Annotated in this window: 21 protein-coding genes and 1 pseudogene; 10 read left to right on the top strand and 12 right to left on the bottom strand. The window is 73.5% G+C overall.

What is annotated here, in order from left to right; all coding sequences use genetic code 11:
- Positions 1 to 38: 38 nt before the first annotated feature.
- The 4 genes from ACIO3O_RS31020 to ACIO3O_RS31005 all read right to left on the bottom strand — a co-directional run bounded on the left by ACIO3O_RS31020 (position 39) and on the right by ACIO3O_RS31005 (position 4,176).
- A complete protein-coding gene (locus tag ACIO3O_RS31020; RefSeq protein ID WP_401751624.1) occupies positions 39 to 899 on the bottom strand; it encodes a hypothetical protein in 861 nt (286 codons plus the stop codon).
- Positions 896 to 2,167 carry a glycosyltransferase gene (locus ACIO3O_RS31015; protein WP_401751622.1) on the bottom strand — a complete coding sequence of 424 codons (1,272 nt, stop codon included), beginning with the start codon at positions 2,165 to 2,167 and terminating at the stop codon, positions 896 to 898. The genes ACIO3O_RS31020 and ACIO3O_RS31015 overlap by 4 nt, the downstream gene beginning before the upstream one ends.
- 130 nt (positions 2,168 to 2,297) lie before the next feature.
- Positions 2,298 to 3,626 (bottom strand): ABC transporter substrate-binding protein, encoded by a 1,329-nt coding sequence (locus tag ACIO3O_RS31010; RefSeq protein WP_401751620.1) that lies wholly within the window; start codon positions 3,624 to 3,626, stop codon positions 2,298 to 2,300.
- Positions 3,604 to 4,176: a hypothetical protein gene (locus tag ACIO3O_RS31005; RefSeq protein ID WP_401751618.1), complete on the bottom strand. Its 573-nt coding sequence runs from the start codon at positions 4,174 to 4,176 to the stop codon at positions 3,604 to 3,606. Before ACIO3O_RS31005 ends, ACIO3O_RS31010 begins: the two co-directional genes overlap by 23 nt.
- Before the next feature lie 57 nt (positions 4,177 to 4,233).
- Here ACIO3O_RS31005 and ACIO3O_RS31000 point away from each other — a divergent pair, with 57 nt between their 5' ends.
- Genes ACIO3O_RS31000 through ACIO3O_RS30990 form a run of 3 tightly spaced genes read left to right on the top strand, consistent with a single transcriptional unit; the run spans position 4,234 to position 8,213 of the window.
- On the top strand, positions 4,234 to 4,692 hold the full coding sequence (locus tag ACIO3O_RS31000; protein ID WP_401751616.1) for a hypothetical protein: 459 nt from the start codon (positions 4,234 to 4,236) through the stop codon (positions 4,690 to 4,692).
- A 6-nt stretch (positions 4,693 to 4,698) separates the two neighbouring features.
- A complete protein-coding gene (locus ACIO3O_RS30995; RefSeq protein WP_401751614.1) occupies positions 4,699 to 7,458 on the top strand; it encodes an ATP-binding cassette domain-containing protein in 2,760 nt (919 codons plus the stop codon).
- Entirely contained in the window at positions 7,455 to 8,213 is a 759-nt protein-coding gene (locus ACIO3O_RS30990; protein WP_401751613.1) for an ATP-binding cassette domain-containing protein, read from the top strand. Before ACIO3O_RS30995 ends, ACIO3O_RS30990 begins: the two co-directional genes overlap by 4 nt.
- Before the next feature lie 52 nt (positions 8,214 to 8,265).
- Here ACIO3O_RS30990 and ACIO3O_RS30985 read toward each other — a convergent pair.
- Positions 8,266 to 8,739: pseudogene (locus ACIO3O_RS30985) on the bottom strand (transglycosylase family protein); the annotation flags it as partial.
- Positions 8,740 to 8,892: 153 nt separating this feature from the next.
- Entirely contained in the window at positions 8,893 to 9,546 is a 654-nt protein-coding gene (locus ACIO3O_RS30980; protein ID WP_401751611.1) for a transglycosylase family protein, read from the bottom strand.
- A 499-nt stretch (positions 9,547 to 10,045) separates the two neighbouring features.
- Between ACIO3O_RS30980 and ACIO3O_RS30975 the strand changes: the two genes are divergently transcribed.
- The gene (locus tag ACIO3O_RS30975; protein ID WP_401751609.1) at positions 10,046 to 10,828 is read left to right on the top strand and encodes a hypothetical protein; all 783 of its coding nucleotides are present in this window, start codon (positions 10,046 to 10,048) and stop codon (positions 10,826 to 10,828) included.
- Between the two features lie 118 nt (positions 10,829 to 10,946).
- On the top strand, positions 10,947 to 11,348 hold the full coding sequence (locus ACIO3O_RS30970; RefSeq protein WP_401751607.1) for a hypothetical protein: 402 nt from the start codon (positions 10,947 to 10,949) through the stop codon (positions 11,346 to 11,348).
- A gap of 15 nt (positions 11,349 to 11,363) precedes the next feature.
- Here ACIO3O_RS30970 and der read toward each other — a convergent pair whose 3' ends face one another.
- From der to ACIO3O_RS30940, 6 genes are all read right to left on the bottom strand, one after another.
- Positions 11,364 to 12,854, bottom strand: coding sequence for a ribosome biogenesis GTPase Der (gene der / locus ACIO3O_RS30965; protein WP_401751606.1), 1,491 nt, complete (start codon positions 12,852 to 12,854; stop codon positions 11,364 to 11,366).
- Positions 12,855 to 12,944: 90 nt separating this feature from the next.
- Positions 12,945 to 13,607 carry a lysophospholipid acyltransferase family protein gene (locus ACIO3O_RS30960; protein WP_401751604.1) on the bottom strand — a complete coding sequence of 221 codons (663 nt, stop codon included), beginning with the start codon at positions 13,605 to 13,607 and terminating at the stop codon, positions 12,945 to 12,947.
- Positions 13,604 to 14,311 carry a (d)CMP kinase gene (gene cmk, locus ACIO3O_RS30955; protein ID WP_401751603.1) on the bottom strand — a complete coding sequence of 236 codons (708 nt, stop codon included), beginning with the start codon at positions 14,309 to 14,311 and terminating at the stop codon, positions 13,604 to 13,606. Before cmk ends, ACIO3O_RS30960 begins: the two co-directional genes overlap by 4 nt.
- A 149-nt stretch (positions 14,312 to 14,460) precedes the next feature.
- Entirely contained in the window at positions 14,461 to 15,546 is a 1,086-nt protein-coding gene (locus ACIO3O_RS30950; RefSeq protein WP_401751602.1) for a prephenate dehydrogenase, read from the bottom strand.
- Entirely contained in the window at positions 15,543 to 15,905 is a 363-nt protein-coding gene (gene aroH, locus ACIO3O_RS30945; protein ID WP_401751600.1) for a chorismate mutase, read from the bottom strand. Before aroH ends, ACIO3O_RS30950 begins: the two co-directional genes overlap by 4 nt.
- Positions 15,906 to 16,039: 134 nt before the next feature.
- Positions 16,040 to 16,459 (bottom strand): YidB family protein, encoded by a 420-nt coding sequence (locus ACIO3O_RS30940; RefSeq protein WP_401751598.1) that lies wholly within the window; start codon positions 16,457 to 16,459, stop codon positions 16,040 to 16,042.
- Between the two features lie 328 nt (positions 16,460 to 16,787).
- Between ACIO3O_RS30940 and ACIO3O_RS30935 the strand changes: the two genes are divergently transcribed.
- The 5 genes from ACIO3O_RS30935 (at position 16,788) to ACIO3O_RS30915 (ending at position 19,805) form a co-directional block, all read left to right on the top strand.
- Positions 16,788 to 17,465, top strand: a complete 678-nt coding sequence (locus ACIO3O_RS30935) for a hypothetical protein (protein ID WP_401751596.1) — start codon at positions 16,788 to 16,790, stop codon at positions 17,463 to 17,465.
- Positions 17,466 to 17,574: 109 nt separating this feature from the next.
- On the top strand, positions 17,575 to 18,171 hold the full coding sequence (locus tag ACIO3O_RS30930; RefSeq protein ID WP_401751594.1) for a DUF6529 family protein: 597 nt from the start codon (positions 17,575 to 17,577) through the stop codon (positions 18,169 to 18,171).
- A gap of 16 nt (positions 18,172 to 18,187) precedes the next feature.
- A complete protein-coding gene (locus ACIO3O_RS30925; protein ID WP_401751593.1) occupies positions 18,188 to 18,649 on the top strand; it encodes a Rieske (2Fe-2S) protein in 462 nt (153 codons plus the stop codon).
- Between the two features lie 18 nt (positions 18,650 to 18,667).
- The gene (locus tag ACIO3O_RS30920; protein WP_401751591.1) at positions 18,668 to 19,384 is read left to right on the top strand and encodes a DNA polymerase beta superfamily protein; all 717 of its coding nucleotides are present in this window, start codon (positions 18,668 to 18,670) and stop codon (positions 19,382 to 19,384) included.
- Positions 19,385 to 19,409: 25 nt separating this feature from the next.
- A complete protein-coding gene (locus ACIO3O_RS30915) occupies positions 19,410 to 19,805 on the top strand; it encodes a hypothetical protein (protein ID WP_401751589.1) in 396 nt (131 codons plus the stop codon).
- Positions 19,806 to 19,826: the final 21 nt, after the last annotated feature.

Genomic DNA, 19,826 nt, shown 5'->3' with positions numbered 1-19,826 from the left:
CGACTCCTGGGCGGGCCGGGGCGGCGCCGGGGCGGGGGTCAGGGCGTGCTGACCTTGACCGCGAGGTCGTTGTCGAGCGTGTAGTACGGGAACGCGACGGTCTTGGGGTCGTCGCCGACGGGCAGCGCCGGGTAGGTGAACACGCGCTGCTTCTCGGCGATGTCGTCCAGCAGCCGCGCGACGCGTATCGGCGCGGTGCCCTCCGCCGCCACCAGCCACAGGTCCCACACCCGGGAGGCGGCCCCGTCGCGCCCCTCGGCCAGCGGCGCGCAGGGCAGCGTGCAGGCGAAGTCGTGCCCCTGGCCCGACACGGGCTCGCGGTGCACGCCCTCCTCGCCGCGCAGCCGTGCCTCGACGAACGCGCCCGGGCCGAGCTGCGCACCGTACAGCCGGCCCATGAAGGTGATCTCCCTGCCGTCGTCCGCGAAAACGATGTCACCGGCCTCGGCGTGAGGTGCGCGCCGCCAACTGCGCACCGCCAGACGGCCGTCGGAGGTGGCGTACGGGATGCGTACGGCGACGGCCTCGGTGTGCGGGTCGGGCGTGCGGTCCACCAGGGCGCGCAGGTCCCGCAGGCCCGGCCGCACCGTCGCCGGGGCGCCCCCGCCGTGCACCCGGGTCTCCCAGCGGCCCTCGGGGAGGTCGACGGTGCTGGGCAGCACGGCGCGCAGCCGGCCCTCGGAGACGGGGGTGAGCGGAAGCCGTACGTCGTCGCGTGCGGCCCCGCCGGTGCGGTGCAGCACCAGGGCGGCGTCGGGGGCCGCGGCGGCGCTCACGTCGAAGGTGAGGCCGCCCGCGGAGTCCGCGGTGCAGTCGGCGCACGGCGAGCCGGCACCGGCCGGTGCCGCGGACCCGGTGGGCCGCGCGGTGGCGGACCGGGAGGAGGGGGAGCTGCTCATGCGGTACGCCCTTTCCGGAGCGTGGAGAGGACCGTGCGGCGCAGGGCGAAGGCCTCGTCGACCAGCATGCCCGGCAGGCGGTGCGCGGTGTCCCGCAGCGGGCCGCGGGAGCGGGAGTTGGGACCCCGGGCGACGAGGTCGGCGTAGAGCGCGGCGTGCCCCTCGGCGATCCGGTCGGGGTCGAAGCGGGCCGCGCCGTCGAGGGCGGCGCGGCCCATGCGGCGGCGCAGTCCGTCGTCCTCGATCAGGCCGAGGAGGGCGCGGGCCACGGCGTCCGCGTCGCCCACGGGGACCAGACGGCCGTCGACGCCGTCGCGGATGATCTCGCGGGGGCCGTGCGGGCAGTCCGTGGAGACGACGGGCAGCCCCGAGCGCATCGCCTCGACGATCGTCATGCCGAACGCTTCGAGGTCGGAGGTGACGGCGGCGACGGAGCCCTTGGGCCACTCCGCCTCCAGGGGGTCGGCGATGCCCATCAGGAACACATGGTTGTGCAGGCGCAGTTCGTGCACCAGGGCGCGCAGGGGCACGACGGCCTCGCCGCCGCCGTAGATGCGCAGCCGCCAGTCCGGGCGGACGGCGACGACCTGGGCGAACGCGCGCACTAGGAGGTCGTAGCGTTTGCCGGGTGTGATGCGTCCGGCGGCGACGACCCACTTGCCGGTGCCGTCGGAGGGTGCCAGCCGGGCGGCCGGGACGCTGTTGCCCAGCGCCTCGATGCGCACTCCGGGCAGCTTCAGCCGTTCCCGGTAGGAGCGGGCGTCGGCCTGCGTGACGGTGGTGACGGCGTCCAGCGTGGCGTACCGGTAGCGCAGTTCGCGCCGCAGCCGGTACCGGTGGCTGTCCAGGGTGAGGTGTTCCTGGGCGACCCGCACGGTGTCGGGGCGGGCCTGCCGGGACAGGTGCACGTTGAGCCCCGGCCGGGTGCCGACGACGACGTCGGTCTTCAACTCCCGCAGGTACTCGCCGATCCGCCGGTCGGTGAGGCGGCTGTACTGGTGGTGGCGGCCGTCGCCCATCGGGAAGATCCGCGCCGGGCGCCGGTGGTCGGGGTCGTCGCCGTCGTACTGCGGGCTCTTCTTGCGCAGATCGACCAGGTGCTCCAGGCGCACTCCGGCGGGGGCGCCCATGGAAGGTTCGTCGCAGTGCCGGAAGACGGAGGTGATCTCCACGTCGTGCTGCTCGGCCAGGGCGCGGGCCAGGTTGAACGTGGTGCGGATGGTGCCCCCGACGGCGTACGCGTTGTGGAGCAGGAATGAGATGTGCATACGGCGGCGCGTCCCCCTGGTATGCGGCGGTCCGCTCGCGAGGGCCGCCGTCGTGCCTTCCGCAGGGGACTTTACTGGCCCGGCCGCCGCCGCGGGCGGGGTGGAACGCTTTGGTACACATCAGGAACCCTCAGGGCTTGTACGGCAGTTGGGGCACCGTGAAGCAGGTGCGGCGCATGTCGCCCTGGGTCACCCAGCCGGTGCCGTCGCGCCAGCGCGCCACCGACACACAGGTGCGCCGCTCGGCGGGCGGGGAGGCCAGGGGGGCGTAACTGACGGGCAGCAGCAGCCCGCGCGCCGTGTACGGCTCGGCCCGGTTGAGGTAGCGCTCCACGCACGCACGCGTGAGGGCGTCCGGCGGGCAGGAGGCGGCGGCGTCGGTGAACCACATGGCGGCGGCCCACCCCTCCAGCTGCCACTGCGACAGGGCGCCCGGGTCGCGCCCGCTCCGCTTGAGGCTGTTCTGCACGGCGGTGCGGAACTCGCGCACCTGCGGGTCGTCACGGTCGTCGTAGTTGCGGCTGGCGCCGGTCACCCACAGGGCGTTGCGGCAGCGCGGGGAGTCCCGGTAGTCGGCGGGGACGGTGGAGGACCAGTTCTGCACGTTGGTGACCTTGGCGGTGACGTCCGCGCCGACGGCGTCCATGGCCTTGCACAGCTGGGCGTTGCCGTGGGTGTCGAGGGCGTCCAGGACGAGGTCGGCGCCCCGGTCCTTGAGGTCGGCGGCCACCGCACGCCAGTTGGGCAGCGCGAAGTCGACCTGTTCCTCGACGACGGTGTAGCCCTCCTTGCGCAGCCCCTGGGCGGTGAGACGGGCGTACGCGGCGGAGGACGCCTGGTTGTACGACACGACGGCGGCGGTGCGCGCGCCCTGCTCGCGCCGGAAGTAGCGGTAGGTCTCGGTGCCGCCGTAGAGGGTGCCGTTCCAGCCGGGTTTCTGGCCCTGCCGGGGCGCGTTGCTGCCGTAGATGCCGTACAGGTGGGGGTAGGTCTCGTACGCGGTGCCGATCGGCTGGCCGCCGATGTCGGGGACACCGGCGGCGGAGACCAGGGAGGCGCCCGCGTAGTCGAGCGCCGTCGTGGCGACAAGCACGAACACCTTCTTCTCGTCGACGAGTTCGTGCACGCACCCGGTGTTGCCGATGCCGCTGCCGCCGTCGTCGCAGGTCTCCACCTGCACGCGGCGGCCGCCGATGCCGCCGCGTGCGTTGAGCACGTCGAAGAAGGCGCGTGCGCCGTCGCCGGGCCCGGTGAAGGCCTCGCCGCCGATCGGGCTGGTGGCGCTGACCAGGATGCCGACGCGCAGCGGCTCCGCCTGCCGCGGTGCGGCCGTGGGCGGCTCGAAGGCGCTCTCGGGCAGGCGGCTGCCGCAGGCGGCCGCGCAGAGCACCAGGAGGGCCGTCAGGGCCGTTCGCAGCAGTCGGCCGGAGGGGGGTTCAGCAGCCCGGGGCCGCTGCATTGCCGCTCAGCTTCACCAGGGCGCACAGGGACTTCACGGAGACCTTCCACTTCTGGTCCTGGAGGACCGAGGTGCCCGTGGCGTTCGGCAGCACCGGGACGCCGTCGAGCTGGAGGTCGTACGTCACCGTCGCCAGGGTCGCCGAGTTGAGCCGTACCTTCTTGACGACTGCGGAGGTCTGGCCGCCGCGCTTGTCGCCGTTGAAGGCCTTCAGCACCGGCTTCATGGTCTGGCCGTTCTCCAGGAGCACCGCCTTCTCGTCGAGTGTCAGGTTCGGGTCGAAGAACGACTGCCAGTTCGACCGGATCTGCCGCTCGGCGCTCGCGCTGTCGGCGGGCCCGCTCGCGGACGCGGAGTCCGAGGGCTGCGGGTCGATGCCGAAGGGCGGCGGGGTCGATGCCGTGCTCGGCGGGGGCTGCGCCGGGTCCTCGGCGTCGCCGCAGGCGGTGGCGGAGGCGGTCAGCGCCAGCACGGCTGCCGCCGCCCACGCGACGGAACGGGACTTCCCTCTGACGCGCATCACGCCCACCACCTTCTGGCTCGGTCCCACACAGGGCATAGTGCAAGGAATCGTCCGTGTTGGACAGGGGTTGGACAGGGGGGCGCGATGCGCGGGGCACCCTACGTCTGGGCGGCACTGGCCGCCGTGTGCTGCGGCGCGGTGCTGTGCGTGGCGGGCTGGTACGGAGTGTCCGGCGAGCGGTTCACCGCCCGCCAGGTGCCCTACCTCGCGTCCTGCACGCTCCCGGGGGCGGCACTGATCGTCGCGGGGGCGGTACTGCTGGCCGCCCACGTCCGTTCCCTCGCGATACGGACCCGGGGTGAGCCCCTCCCTTCCCCGTACGACGGTGACACCCGCGAAACGACGTCCGGCGCCGGTGACGGCCTCGGGCCCGCGGGCCCCTTCTCGGACGGGCCGCTCGTGCACCTGCCCGGCGGCACGCTGGCGCACCGCCCGGACTGCCCGCTGGTCCTCGGCAAGCCGGAGAGCGAACCCGCCGACGGCATACCGGACCTGACGCCCTGTCCGGTCTGCGAGCCGCCCGCACCCTCCCCCGGGGAATGACCGCCGGTGGCCTCGCTCACGTACGAACTGACCCTGGCCGGGCTGGCGATCGGCAGCGCCGCCGCGCTGTCGGGCATCGGCCTGATCGTCACGCACCGGGCGACGGGCGTGCTGAACCTGGCGCACGGTGCGGTGGCCATGCTCTGCGCGTACGTACTGCGGCAGACGGCGGTGGAGTGGCACTGGCCGCTCCCCCTCGCGACCGCCTGCACGCTGCTGGTCGTCGCTCCCGGCGTCGGCCTGCTCCTCGACCGTGCCGTCTTCCGTCCGCTCGCCCTGCGGGGGGCGGACCCGGCGCGCACGCTGGTGGCGTCGATCGGGGTGTTCGTGCTGCTGGTCGGCGGGGCGGCGCTGGTGTGGGGCGAGGGGGCCCGGGCGGACGCCCCGGAGGTCTTCGGGGACTCCCCCTGGCCCCCGTTGGCGGCGGTGCTGCTGGTCGCTCTGGTGGTGGGCGGGGTCACCCGGTTCACCCGCTTCGGGCGCTCGCTGCGGGCGGTGGTCGACAACCGGGCGCTGGCCGTGCTGGGCGGCATCGACGCGGACCGGGTGGCGGCGGTCGGCTGGGCGTTCGGCTCCTTCACGGCGGGCCTGACGGGCGTGCTGCTGGCCCCCTCCGTGCGCCTGGACCCGTACGGTCTGCCCCTCCTCGTCGTCGAGGTCGTCGCCGTCGCGGCCCTGGCCCGGATGCGCAGCCTGCCGGTGGCGATCGGCGCGGCGCTCTTGCTGGGCATCGCCCAGTCCCAGCTGACCCGCTTCCACCCGGACGGCTGGCCGGGCCCCCTCCTGCAGTCCCTCGGCGCCAACCTCTTCACGGTGGCCCTGCTGGCGGCGGCACTGTTGTATCCGTCACCGGGGGCGGGGGCCGTCGCTCCTGCGGCGGTGACGGCCCCGCGCCCGGTGGAGGTGCCGGAACGGCGTGTCCGGGAGCACCTCTTGAGGGAGGAAGGGGCCCTCCGCGAACTGCTGCGGCACATTCGGCCCGTACCGGTCGTGGTGGTCGCACTGTTCCTGCTGCCGCTCGGGCTCGCGGACGGCGGGCTGCGGACGGCGCTCCCGGTGCCCGCCACCGCCGTCGTCCTGCTGTCGCTCGTCGTGGTGAGCGGGCGCAGCGGGCAGATCTCGCTGGGGCAGGCGGCGTACGCGGGCCTCGGCGCGCTCTTCACCGCCCTGCTGGCCGACGGGCGTCTCCCCGGGCTGCCGCCGCTCCCGGTGCTGCCCTCGCTGCTGCTTGCCGTGGTGCTCACCGCGCCCCTGGGGCTGCTCACCGGGTGGCCCGCCATTCGCCGGCACGGGCTGGCCCTGGCACTGACGACGCTGGCCTTCGGGGTGGCGGTGAGCCGCTTCGTACTGGACCAGCCGTACGCGACGGCGGGCCTCGGCGTGGCCCGCCCGGCGGGCTTCACCTCCGACCGCGCCTTCTACCTGCTGGAGCTGGCCCTCCTGCTCCTGTGCCTGCTGCTGGTGACGCGGCTGAGGAGGGGGCGTTCGGGGCGGGCCCTGGCCGCACTGCGCGACCACGAGGCGGGGGCGTCGGCGGCAGGTGTGCGCGTCCCGGCCTGGAAGCTGCTGGCCTTCGTGACCGGTGCCGCGCTGGCCGCCCTGGGCGGCGGCCTGCTCTCGCTCTCCGCGCAGGCCTTCACCCCGAGCGCCTTCGACCCGGTGCGGGGGCTGCTGTGGTTCGCGGTGGTGGTCCTGCTGGGCGCGGACCGCCTCCTGACGGCCTGCACGGGGGCGGCCCTCCTCGTCCTCCTCGACGCGGGCACCTCCCCGGGCCTCGCCACCCTCCTCACCGGAACCCTGGCCCTCTTCCTCCCCCGCGGCTTCCTCGGGCGGCGAGGCCGCCTTCCCCTTTCCCCCAGCCTCCTCGGACGGCAGACCCGCCCTCCCTTCCCCCTGAGCTCCCTTGGGCGGCGGGGCCGCCCCCCGGGGGCGGAACGGGCGGGCAAGGGGGCGGCCCCTCCCGCTCCCGGCCCCGCCCGGGTGCCCCCGCCCCGCCCCGACACCGGGCAAGGACCTCGCCAGGCCCCCGGCCCACCCGGACACCGGACGCCCGTCCAAGGGGCCCCCACCCCACCCCCGTACCCCCACACCCCCCTCCAAGCCACCCACCTCACCCTCTCCTACGGCCCCACCACCGCCCTCCACCACCTCACCCTCCCCATCCCCCCAGCCCACCTCACCGCCCTCATCGGCCCCAACGGCGCCGGAAAGTCCACCCTCTTCCACTGCCTCTGCGGCACCCTCCGCCCCACCTCCGGCCGCATCGAGCTCGACGGCGTCGACATCACCCGCCGTCCCGCCCACGCCCGCGCCCGCCTCGGCATCGCCAGGACCTTCCAGCAGCTCGCCGTCTTCCCCTCCCTCACCGTCGAGGAGAACGTCCTCCTGGGCGCCGAACACGGCCACCGCCGCGACCTGCCCGCCCAGCAGGCGACGGAGGCCGCCCTGCGCCTCCTCGCCCTCGAAGGCCCCGTCCGCCACCACCCGGCCGCGCACCTCCCCACCGGCACCCTGCGCCGCGTCGAGCTCGCCCGCGCCCTCGCGGGCCGCCCGCACACCCTCCTCCTCGACGAGCCCGCCGCCGGCCTGGACGCCGCCGAAACGGCCGCCCTGGCCCGGGTGCTGGCCGCCCTCGCCGCCGACGGCACGGCGATCCTCGTCGTCGAACACGACCTCGACCTGGTCGCGGACATCGCCGACACCGTGCACGTCCTCACCGCCGGAACCCTCACGCCCAGGCCCCCCGCCCCGGAGCCGCCCCCATGACCGTCGAGCTCTCCCTGCACGCGGCCCGCGTCCGCTACGGCCCCCTGGAGGCCCTGCACGGCATCGACCTCCCCGTGCCCGTCGCCGCCCTCACCGTCCTGCTCGGCCGCAACGGCTCCGGCCGCACCACCGCCCTGCGCGCCCTCGCGGGCACCGTCGCGCTCAGCGCGGGCAGCGTGCGCCGGCGCGGCGAGGACGTCACCCGGCTGCCCGCCCACGCCAGGGCCCGCCGCGGCCTGTGCTACGTACCGGATCTGCAAGCGGTGTACGCAGGTCTGACGGTCGCCGACAACCTCGCCCTCAACACCAGCCCCGGAGGCCCGATTTCACCGGCCCTGGAGGCGTACCCGGAACTGCGCCCGCTGCTGCCCCGCACCGCGGGCACCCTGTCCGGCGGCGAACAGCGCATGCTCGCCCTCTCCCGCGTCGTCCTCGCGGCACGCGCGCGCGTGGTGCTGGTGGACGAACCCACGCTCGGCATGTCGCCCCAGGTCGCGGCCCGTACGTACGCACTCCTGTCGGCCCTCGGCACGACGACAGCCGTCGTCCTCGCGGAACAACGGCTGCCGTCACTGCTCGCACCAGTCCCGGTGCTCGTTCACGAACTCGACCGGGGCCGGATCGTCTTCACAGGCGAAGCATCGGAACACTCCCGGACAGCGAACTCTCCGACGCGGCGTCCACGGACGCCGCCCCCGGCGCCGACGGCAGCCGCACCGGCCGCACCAGCGCCCGGCCCGACCCCTTCGGAATGACCAGCCAGGTCCCCACGTTCAGCCCGTCGGGCCGGGGGCCGATCATGTCCTTGTTGGCCTTGTAGAGGGCCTGCCAGCCGCCCTTGACCTTGTACTTGGCGGCGATCGACGCCAGCGTGTCGCCCTTCTTCACGATGTGGATGCGCCGGTCGCCCAGCTGGTACTTCCGCGAGCACTGCGGCCACGCCTGCCACCCCTGGGTGGTCAGCACCTCCTTGGCGACCTCGATCTGCTCGGCGCGGGTGGCGAGGTCGGCGCGCGGCGCGTGCGCGAGGCCGCCGTGCTCCTCCCAGGTGGGCTGCTCGAACTGGAGTCCCCCGTAGTAGCCGTTGCCGGTGTTGGTCGCCCAGTCGCCGTCGCTCTCGCACGCGGCGAGGCAACTCCACGGCCACTGGCTCGCGGCACAGCCGTACGGCCCGAACCCCCGCGCCGTGGGCGGCGGTTCGACGGCCCGTACGACAGGAGCGTCCGCGGGGGCCGCGACGGCACCGGCCAGCGGGGAGAGGGCGAGCAGCGCACCGAGCACGCCGCAGGACAGGAACCGGAATCGAGGCTTCAACACCCGCCCACCCCATCACCGCGACGCCCCCGCGCGCGCGTGCCGCGCGGGGACCCGTCGGGCCCCACCCGGTCGGGCGACCGGGCGGGGCCCTGGCTGACGTGCCTCAGCCGGGTGCGCTCACAGTTTCAGGCGCAACCCCGGCAGGATCACGTTCGGGTCGGCGCCCACCGCGGCCCGGTTCGCCGCGTACAGCTTCCGCCAGCCCATCGCGTACTGCTGCGCGATGCCTCCCAGGGTCTCCCCGGAGCGCACCACGTGTGCGCGCCCGCCCGTCACGGGGGCGCGCTGCGCGCTCCGGTCGGCACGCGGGGCCACCCGGTCCTTCTGCACGTTCTTTGTGCTCTTCGCGAGGTTCTTCGTGCTCTTCACGTTGTTCACGACGGCCGCCGGGGCACTGCCCGACGCCCCGGCCCGGCGCGAACAGCTCGGCCAGGCCCCCCATCCCTGCTTGCGCTGGACCTTGGTGGCAATGGCGATCTGCTGGGCCTTGCTGGCGCGGTCGGCGCGGGAAGCGTACGCCCCGCCGCCGTGCGCCCGCCAGGTCCCGGCGGAGAACTGGAGTCCGCCGTAGTAGCCGTTGCCGGTGTTGATGTGCCAGTTGCCACCGCTCTCGCACTGGGCGATGCGGTCCCACACTCCGCGGTCGGCCGCGGCGGCCGGCCGGCCGGTCGCGGCGATCAGGGCCAGCGGGGCCACCAGGGCGGCCCCGACGAGCGCTGCGGTCTCACGACGACGACCACCGCGGCGTATCGCACTGGAACATACGGTCATGGAGTCCCTCTCGCAGGACCCGGACTCCCCCGGGCGGTACGGTCACGAGCGCGTCCGGCGCCCCCTTCCGTGCCACCCCGCCCCGCGCCGTGCGGTCGTGCGTCGTACGGTCGGCGGGGGCGCATCCGGGCGGTGCTCGATGCACACGGCGGTGGAATCTATGGACCCGCGCGCCCCGCAATCAACCAAGTCCTTGTCATTCCAGGCCAGTTGCCCACTACCCCCGGTAACAGCCAATTCCGGACACCCATTTGATTCCCTGATATCAGGATTTGTCCACCACTCGCCCCGGCGATCTGTGACTCAGCTCACCGCCCCAACTTCCGTGCATGCACCAGGAGTTGACGGGGAGTGAGGGGGTCCGGGTGCGGGCTCACGCTCCGCGTCGGATGAGTCGATTCCGTTCCCCGTCCCGCGTGACCCTGCCCACAGATCGCCCGTTGTCTTCTTGACGCTCCGGGAACCGCCCGGTGCCAGCACCCAGTTCGAGGAGCCACCCGTGTCGCGCATGCTCGACGTCAGCGACGACGTACGCGCCGAGATCGGCGACGTAGAAGCCGACCGGCTGCTCGCCGGCGAGAACGCCCCCGGCAGTTACGACTGCACCTCCTGCCGCACCCCCGGCGACTCCGGGCAGGAGGCCACCTCCACCGTGCTGTTCGTCGGCGAGGAGACCGCCGTCCTCGCCTTCGCACACGCCACCTGCATCCCCTCCCAGGTCGTACCGGTCTCCGAGGAGCAGCTCCAGGGCGCGGTGCGGTCCATCACCGCGAGCCAGGACGGCTCAGGCGCGGGCCCCGACGCCCTGCCCGAGCAGGCCGTTCTCGGCGTGACCAGCGGTCTTGTCCTCATCGAGGGCGAACTGCGGCCCGCCCTGGTGGTCGAGCCGACCGCCGCCATCGCCCGCCCCGGCTCGCAGGACGGCGACGAGTTCCTGCCGCTCCTGATCGAGCAGGGCTTCCACCCGGTCGCCGACCTGAAGACGGTCCCGGAGGTGCTGCCCGGCTGGTCCGTGCTGCTCGCCGCGGGCCAGCTGCACGCCGTCCTGCAGCCGGGGTCGGGCGGCTCCGGCCCGGTCGCCTGGTGGCAGGCGCACCGCCCGCTCCAGGTCACCGACGGCTGGCGGGCCGCCGCCAACAAGTCGCAGAAGATCCTGGTGCTGGCCGCGCCGGTCGGCTCCATCGGCCAGCAGCCGCGCGAGGACCTGCTGCGCGGCGCCCTGGACAAGGCGGCGGCGAACGGCCGTCTGGTGGCCGCGACGATGCCCCTCGCGGGCACCTGAGCCCACCCCGGGGCCCCGTCCCCGGCGCGGGCGCGCACCTACGCTGCGTATCCGGATTCGGGTCGCTCCGTACGCTCCGTACCCGCATCCGACGGGCAGTGGGGTCGTTGGCACGTACGTGCACTCATACGACCCCACTCGCCCGTACCAGAGCCAGATCCCCTCGATGCGGCCCGCGCAGGAGGCGCCGCAGGCCTTCCCGACGTACACACCGATCTACGACGCGCTGTACTCCGAGTACCGCCGCTCGTTCCGGGCCCTGCCCGGCGACCGCAGCGGCGAGGAGGACCTCGGCTTCACGGCCTTCGGCGCGGGCATGGGCATGGGAGCGGGGATGGGCCACCACCACGGCCACGGCGGCTACCAGGGCCACTACCAGATCGCCCCGGTCCCGCAGCCGGTCCAGCCCTCGCACCTGAGCACCTGGCACAACCTGCACACCCAGCACAACCAAGGGCGGCAGCACCACGGGAACCACTTCCCCGCAGCACTGCCGCCCGGCCCCCGCAGGGGCTACTAGAGCCTTCGCGGGCCCTTACTTCTTGCGTCCGCGCTTCTCGCGCACCCGCACCGAGATGTGGATCGGCGTTCCCTCGAAGCCGAACTCCTCGCGCAGCCGGCGCTCCACGAAGCGCCGGTAGCCCGCCTCCAGGAAGCCCGAGGCGAACAGCACGAACCGCGGCGGCTTGGCGCCCGCCTGCGTCCCGAACAGGATGCGCGGCTGCTTGCCGCCGCGGACCGGGTGCGGGTGGGCGGCCACGAGCTCGCCGAGGAAGGCGTTGAGGCGGCCGGTGGGCACGCGGGTCTCCCAGCCGTCCAGCGCCGTCTCGATCGCCGGAACCAGCTTCTCCATGTGGCGACCGGTGAGGGCGGAGACGTTGACGCGCGGGGCCCAGGCGACCTGGCCCAGCTCCGTCTCGATCTCGCGCTCCAGGTAGTAGCGGCGCTCCTCGTCGAGGGTGTCCCACTTGTTGAAGGCGAGCACCAGGGCGCGTCCGGCCTCGACCGCCATCGTGACGATGCGCTGGTCCTGCACGGAGATGGACTCGCTGGAGTCGATCAGGATGACGGCCACTTCGGCCTTCTCCAGGGCGGCGGCGGTACGCAGCGAGGCGTAGTAGTCCGCGCCCTCCTGGAGGTGCACCCGGCGGCGGATGCCCGCGGTGTCGATGAACTTCCAGGTCGTGCCGCCGAGGTTGATCAGCTCGTCGACCGGGTCGCGGGTGGTGCCCGCCAGCTCGTTGACGACGACGCGGTCCTCCTTGGCCACCTTGTTCAGCAGCGAGGACTTGCCGACGTTCGGACGGCCGATGAGCGCGATGCGGCGCGGCCCGCCGAGCGGGGTGCCCGAGCCGAAGGTCTGCGCGGGGGCCTCCGGGAGCGCCTCCAGGACGGCGTCGAGCATGTCGCCCGTACCGCGGCCGTGCAGGGAGGAGACCGGGTGCGGCTCGCCGAGGCCCAGCGACCACAGGGCGGTGGCGTCGGCCTCGCCGGACAGGCCGTCGACCTTGTTGGCGCACAGCACGACGGGCTTGCCCGCCTTGCGGAGCAGCCGTACGACGGCCTCGTCCGTGTCGGTGGCCCCCACCGTCGAGTCCACGACGAAGACGACCGCGTCGGCGGTCTCGATGGCGTACTCGGCCTGGGCGGCGACCGAGGCGTCGAGCCCCAGCACGTCCTGCTCCCAGCCGCCGGTGTCCATCACCTTGAAGCGGCGGCCCGCCCACTCGGCCTCGTAGGAGACGCGGTCGCGGGTGACGCCGGGCTTGTCCTGCACGACGGCCTCGCGGCGGCCGATGATGCGGTTCACCAGGGTCGACTTGCCGACATTGGGGCGGCCGACGACGGCGAGCACGGGCAGCGGACCGGCGGCGGCCTCGGAGAGGGCGCCCTCGATGTCCTCGAGGTCGAAGCCCTCTTGTGCCGCGAGCTCCATGAACTCCGCGTACTCGGCGTCGCCGAGCGCACCGTGGTCGGCGCCCTGCTCGGGTCCGTGCTCGTCGCCGGAGTGGATCTGGTCGTTCATGAAGTCCTGTCCTCGTTCATCATCGATGGGCCGCGTTTCCCCGCGACCCACTACTCAAGTCTCGCCCACCTTCGGGCGGCGCGCTAACGCCTATCGCCCGGTGAGCCGTCTGGCCCCCGCCAGGTGGGCGGTCAGCCGTTCCTGGATGCGCACCGTGGCCTCGTCCAGCGCCTTCCTCGTACGCCGTCCGCTGCCGTCCCCGGCCTCGAACGCGTCGCCGAAGACGACGTCGACCCTGCTGCGCAGCGGCGGCAGCGCGCTGATCAGCCGCCCCTGGCGCTCCGCCCCGCCGAGTACGGCGACGGGAACGATGGGCGCCCCCGACCGTACGGCGAAGTAGGCGAGGCCCGCGCGCAGCGAGGCGAAGTCGCCCTCGCCGCGCGAGCCCTCGGGGAAGATCCCCAGGACCCCGCCGTCGCGCAGCACGCCCAGCGCGTCGGTGACGGCCGTCCGGTCGGTGGTCGACCGGTCGACCTTCAGCTGGCCGATGCCCCGCAGGAACGGGTCGAGGGGGCCGACGAAGGCCTCCTTCTTGATGAGGAAGTGCACCGGGCGGGGTGCCGTCCCCATCAGCATCGGGCCGTCGATGTTGTGCGCGTGGTTCACCGCGAGTATGACCGGTCCGGTGGCCGGGACCCGCCAGGAGCCCAGCACGCGCGGCTTCCACAGGCCGTACATCAGGCCGATGCCGATGCCTCGCCCGACGGCGGCGCCACGGCGGGTGGCGACGCCGGGTGCGTCCGTGTCGGTCACTTTCCGGCCCGCTTCTCCTCGACCAGGGTGACGACGCACTCGATGACCTGGTCGAGGGTGAGGTCGGTGGTGTCGACCTCGACCGCGTCGGCCGCCTTGGCGAGCGGGGAGGTCTTGCGGCCGGAGTCGGCCGCGTCCCGCTTGATCAGGGCTTCCTTGGTGGCGTTGACGTCGGCGCCCTTGGTCTCGCCGCTGCGCCGGGCCGCGCGGGCCTCGGCGGAGGCGGTGAGGAAGATCTTCAGGTCGGCGTCGGGGAGCACGGTGGTGCCGATGTCGCGGCCCTCGACGACGATGCCTTCCGGGGCCCCGGCGGCGATCTCGCGCTGGAGCTCGGTGATCCGGGTGCGCACCTCGGGGACGGCGCTGACCGCGCTGACCTTGGAGGTCACTTCCTGGGTACGGATCGGGCCGGACGCGTCGACACCGTCGACCGTGATGGTCGGGGCGGACGGGTCGGTGCCGGAGACGATCGCGGGCTTGGCGGAAGCGGTGGCCACGGCGGCGGCGTCGGCGGTGTCCACGCCGTTCGTCAGCATCCACCAGGTGATCGCCCGGTACTGGGCGCCGGTGTCCAGGTAGCTGAGTCCGAGCTTGGCGGCGACGGCCTTGGACGTGCTGGACTTGCCCGTGCCGGAGGGTCCGTCGATGGCGACGATCACTGCGGCCGGAGCGGTCCGGGCGGCGGTTTCCACGGTGTCGGACACCTTCCTGGTACACGGGGCGGGGTGACGTTCGGCAGCACCGTCCCTGTTCCGAGGACGCCACGTCCTCACATGGGGGACGCATCACCGCCAACCATCTACGGTACCGGCTGAATGGCGTACCCCTGACGGGTGGCGTCCGCGGGAGGCCCCTACTGCCGCAGCGACCACCCCCGCTCCACCAGCGTGCGCGTGAGTCCCTCCACCGCCGACGGCTGCACCGTGAGCTGGACGTGACCGGCCTGCTGTCCGGTCGCGTGCTCGATCCGTACGTCCTCGATGTTGACCCCGGCCGCTCCGGCGTCCGCGAAGATCCGCGCCAGCTGGCCCGGCTGGTCGCTGATGAGCACGGTGACCGTCTCGTACGCGGTGGGGGCCGACCCGTGCTTTCCGGGCACGCGTACGCGTCCGGCGTTGCCCCGGCGCAGGACGTCCTCGATGCCGTCCGCGCCGTCCCGCCGCTTGGCCTCGTCGGCGGACTGCAGGGCGCGCAGCGACTGCACGGTCCCCTCCAGGTCCGAGGCCACGGAGGCGAGGACGTCGGCGACCGGCCCCGGATTCGCGGAGAGGATCTCCACCCACATCCGGGGGTCGGAGGCGGCAATGCGGGTCACGTCCCGAATCCCCTGCCCGCACAGGCGTACGGCCGTCTCGTCGGCCTCCTCCAGGCGGGCGGCGACCATCGAGGAGACGAGCTGCGGGGTGTGCGAGACGAGGGCGACGGCCCGGTCGTGGGCGTCGGCCTCCATGACGACGGGGACCGCCCGGCACAGGGCGATCAGCTCCAGCGCCAGGTTGAAGACCTCGGTGTCGCTGTCGCGGGTGGGGGTGAGCACCCAGGGCCGCCCCTCGAAGAGGTCGGCGGTCCCGGCCAGCGGCCCGGACTTCTCCTTGCCCGCCATCGGATGCGTACCGATGTACGTCGTCAGGTCGCAGCCGAGCGCCTCCAGCTCGCGGCGCGGGCCGCCCTTGACGCTGGCGACGTCGATGTACCCGCGCGCCGCCCCGCGCCGCATGGCGTCGGCCAGGGTGGTGGCGACGTGCGCGGGCGGCACGGCGACGACGGCCAGGTCCACGGGGCCCTCGGGGGCCTCGTCGGTCCCGGCGCCGAGGGCGGCGGCGGTGCCGGCCCGGTCGGGGTCGTGGTCGGCGAGGTGGACGGTGACGCCCCGGGCGGCCAGGGCGAGGGCGGCCGAGGTGCCGATCAGGCCGGTGCCGATGACGAGTGCGGTCCTCACTGGGCGATGTCCTTGCGCAGGGCGGCGGTGGCGCCGAGGTAGACGTGGTGGATGTCCGGCTTGGCGAGGCCGGTCTCGATGTGCGCGAGCAGGCGTACGACACGGGGCATGGCGCCGGTGATGTCCAGCTCCTGCGCACAGATCAGGGGCACGTCGACGATGCCGAGGTGGCGGGCGGCGGCAGCCGGGAAGTCGCTGTGCAGGTCGGGCGTGGCCGTGAACCAGATGCTGATGAGGCCGTCGGCGGTCAGCGCGTTGCGCTCCAGGACGGCGGTCAGCAGTTCCCCGACCCGCTCGGCCATGTGCGCGGCGTCGTCCTCGTCCAGCTGGACGGCTCCGCGGACCGCTCGTACCGCCACGTCGTACTCCTCGGTGCACCTGCTCCAATGATCCGTTCAGCGTAGTGGCCCCCACCGACAACGGCTCCGGCCGCCCACACCGTCGTACGTACGAGGGCGGGGCGGCCGGAGCCGTGCGGTGCTGCGGGGAACGGTCAGAGACCCTGCTGCTTGATCAGGTCCTCCAGCGAGGCGGCCTGCGGCAGCTGGCCCTCGGGGGTGAGCTTGTCGACGGCCTGCGGGAGGGCCTGCGCGAGCTGGTCGGCGGCCTCCTGCGGGGTCACGCCGGCCTGCTCGGCGGCCTTCGCCAGCGCGTCGTCGGGGAGTGCTTCGGCCACCTGCTCGCCGCTGACCGGTTGGTTCTCGCCGCCGCCGATCCAGGACTGGGCCTGCTCGCCGAGGCCGGACTTCTGGAGCATCTCCATCAGGCCGCCCAGCGGGTTGGAGCCGTCCTTGGCACCACCGCCGAGTGCGCCCAGCAGGGAGCCGAGGATGTTGCCCGCGCCGCCGCCGGAACCGGAGTTTCCGCCGCCCAGGAGGCCGCCGAGGAGACTGCCGAGGTCGTTGCCCGCCATGGTCCTGCCTTTCGAGAAGGTCGAGAGAGCCGAATCGGTCGAGTCCGGTCACGACAGATCGCCGTTCACCCACTGACTCGTCGGACTCGTTCAATCTCGCCCAGATGGCGTCAAGCTGCCACTCGGGCGGCCCCCTCCCCGCATCCCGGGCGGCCGCCTCCCCGGCATGCCGGGCGAGCCCCTTCCGGCTTCCGCGGGGTGCACGCCGCCACACGCCCGCCCGGCGGACCGTCGCGCCCCCTTCGTCCTGACTATGGACGCCGGGCCCCGGCGTCCGCTTGCATGGTGGGTCCGGCACCGCCTACCCGGTGCCCCGGGGAGGCCTTCCATGAAGCGTTCCGGTCCCCTCTACACACTGCTCGCGGGGCTGCTCCTCGCCGCCTTCATGCTGTCGCTCAACGCGACGACGGGCACGAAGAGTTCGGGGTACGGGTCCGGGGGCGCCGCCTCCGTACCGCCCCCTCCCCCGGCCTCGACCACCAGCCCACCGCCCTCGTCCGCCGCACCGTCCCCCACCGCGAGCACCTCGCCCACCGCGGCAGCCCCGGAGAACGTCTACGCGGGCCGCACCGACGACAACACCGCCGCGGTGTCCATCTCCGTACGGGACGGCAAGGCCGTGGCGTACTACTGCGACGGCCGCACCCGCGAGTCCTGGCTCAAGGGCGACGTCGATGACGACGGCAGCATGCGCCTGACCGGCAAGAACGGCGCCAAGCTCGAAGCCACCACCCGAAACGGCAAGGTCGCGGGCGAGGTCGAGGTCACCGACCGCAAGCAGGACTTCACCGCGACGAAGGCCGTCAAGCCCTCCGGTCTGTACCGGGCGACGAACGAGGTGCGCGGCGCGAAGATCGACGGCGGCTGGATCGTCCTCCAGGACGGCCGTCAGGTCGGCATCTTCACCCGGGACGGCAAGCCGTCCGCCGCTCCTCGGATCGACCCGTCCACCGGCGCGGTGGCCATCGACAACGCCTGGCTCATCGCCCGACCCGTCACCCCTTAGTGCCCACTCGCCCCACCCTCCGCGCGACCTCTTTCGAGCGCCTTCGGGCGTCCGGCCCGTTCCCAGGGAGTGATCCCGGCATGAGTAGTCCCCAGGGAGTGATCCCGACATGAGCAACGTCGACCCCACCGCCCCCACCGCCTCGTTCCCCTCCCCCGCCTCCGGGCACGCCCGCCCGGGCCCGGCGCGCTGGCTCGTCCCCGTGCTGGTGGCGGCCGCGGTCGCGGTCGGCCTCGGGGCGTACGGGAAGATCCACGACCCGGCGGGCACGGCGTTCAACCTGGCCGGGTTCAGCAGCACGGGCGCGGTGAAGTCCTGGCTGGCGACGGCTGCCTTCGCCTTCGCGCTCGTCCAGGTGCTGTCCGCGCTGGCGATGTACGGACGTCTGCCGGGCGTCCGCAACGCCCCGTGGGTGTCTCCCGTGCACCGCTGGTCGGGCCGGATCGCCTTCCTCCTGGCCGTCCCCGTCGCTGTGCACTGCCTCTACGGGCTGGGTTTCCAGACCTTCGGCGGCCGGGTGATGTGGCACTCTCTGGCGGGCTGTTTCTTCTTCGGCGCGTTCAGCGCCAAGATGCTGCTGCTGCGGTCGGAGCGGCTGCCGGGCTGGCTGCTGCCGGTCGTCGGCGGCCTGGTCTTCACCGTCCTCACGGTGATCTGGCTGACCTCGGCCCTCTGGTTCTTCCGCACCTTCGGCGTCACCACGTAACGCAGGGAGCCCCTTCATGCACGCACCCACGACCCGCCGGACGGTCCTGGCGGCGGCCGCCACGACAGCAGCCGTGCTGGCGGCCGCCGGTTGCACCCAGTACGGCGAGGGCGACGGCGCCGACAACGAACCGCCGCCCGCGAAGGACCCGGCCGCCCCGCCCGCCGCCACCAACCCGTCCGGCCCGAAACCGGCCCCCCTGGCGGCGACCTCCGACATCCCGGTGGGCGGCGGCAAGGTCTTCAAGGACGAGAAGGTGGTGGTCACCCAGCCCGAGCCGGGCAGTTTCAAGGCCTTCTCGGCCACCTGCACCCACCAGGGCTGCTCGGTCGCCGACGTGTCGGGCGGCACCATCAACTGCCCCTGCCACGGCAGTAAGTACCGTGTCGCGGACGCCTCCGTCGCGGGCGGCCCGGCACCCCGCCCTCTCCCGCCCCGCGCCATCACCGTCGAAAACGGCTCGATCCGCCTCTCCTGACCCCCGACAATCCCCTTCATGACCGCGCCTCCGCCCGCACCCGCCCACACTCTCGTCCGCGACCACACGATCTACTCCTGCGTCATGGGCTCGCGGGCGTTCGGGCTGGCGACGGAGGACAGCGACACGGACGTCCGGGGCGTCTTCCTCGCCCCGACCCCGCTCTTCTGGGGCTTCACCAAACCCCCCACCCACGCCGAAGGCCCCGCCGAGGAACAGTTCTCCTGGGAACTGGAACGCTTCTGCGACCTCGCCCTGCGCGCCAACCCCAACATCCTCGAATGTCTGCACTCCCCCCTCCCCCTCCACACGGACCCCCGGGGCGAGGAACTCCTCTCCCTGCGCCCGGCCTTCCTCTCCCGCCAGGTGCACCAGACCTTCGTCGGGTACGCGCAGAGCCAGCGCCGCAAGATCGACGCGGACGTACGCCAGTACGGCGCACCGCGCTGGAAACACGCCATGCACCTCCTGCGCCTCCTCATGAGCTGTCTCGACCTTCTCCGTACGGGTGAACTCACCCTCGACGTGGGCGACGCCCGCGACCCGCTCCTCGCCGTCAAACGCGGCGAAGTCCCCTGGCCCACCATCGAAAACCGCCTCGCCGCCCTGGTCGAGGAGTCCTCCGCCGCCGTCTCCGCCAGCCCTCTCCCGGCCCTCCCCGACCGCGCCCGGGTGGAAGACTTCTTGATCCGTACGCGCCGCGAGTCGGCCCTGGCGTACGAGGAGTCGAGGTAACACGCACCTGGGGAGGAACCGGCCCGTGGCCTGGAACGAGTGGAACCAACTGAAGTCCGCCCCGACCCCACGGGCCGCCGACCTCGTCGCCCACCAGGACGACCTGGGCGCGGTCGGCCACGAGGCGTACGTCCTGCACCGGGCGCTTCTCCAGCACGCGGACGTGGCGGGCCACGAACCGAACTCCGCGGCAGTGACCCTGACCCGCCACCACTTCGCGATGGGCGCCGCCCTGGCGTCGACCACCACCGTCTGGACCTCCCAACTCCGCGCCCTCCTCCAGGCCTGCGCGCACATCTCCAACCACCTGGACCACACCAAGGCGGCGCACGCCCGGGACGACGCGAAGATCCGCACCACCCTCCGCGGCATCACCACCCCCGAGGTCCCCGTCTCCCGCCTCTCCACCTACTTCACGTAGGCGATACGGCCATGAGCACCC

Source organism: Streptomyces sp. NPDC087440, assembly GCF_044744005.1.
GTDB lineage: Bacteria > Actinomycetota > Actinomycetes > Streptomycetales > Streptomycetaceae > Streptomyces.
Note: the sequence above shows the minus strand (reverse complement) of the source record. Positions and strands in the feature narration are given on the sequence as shown.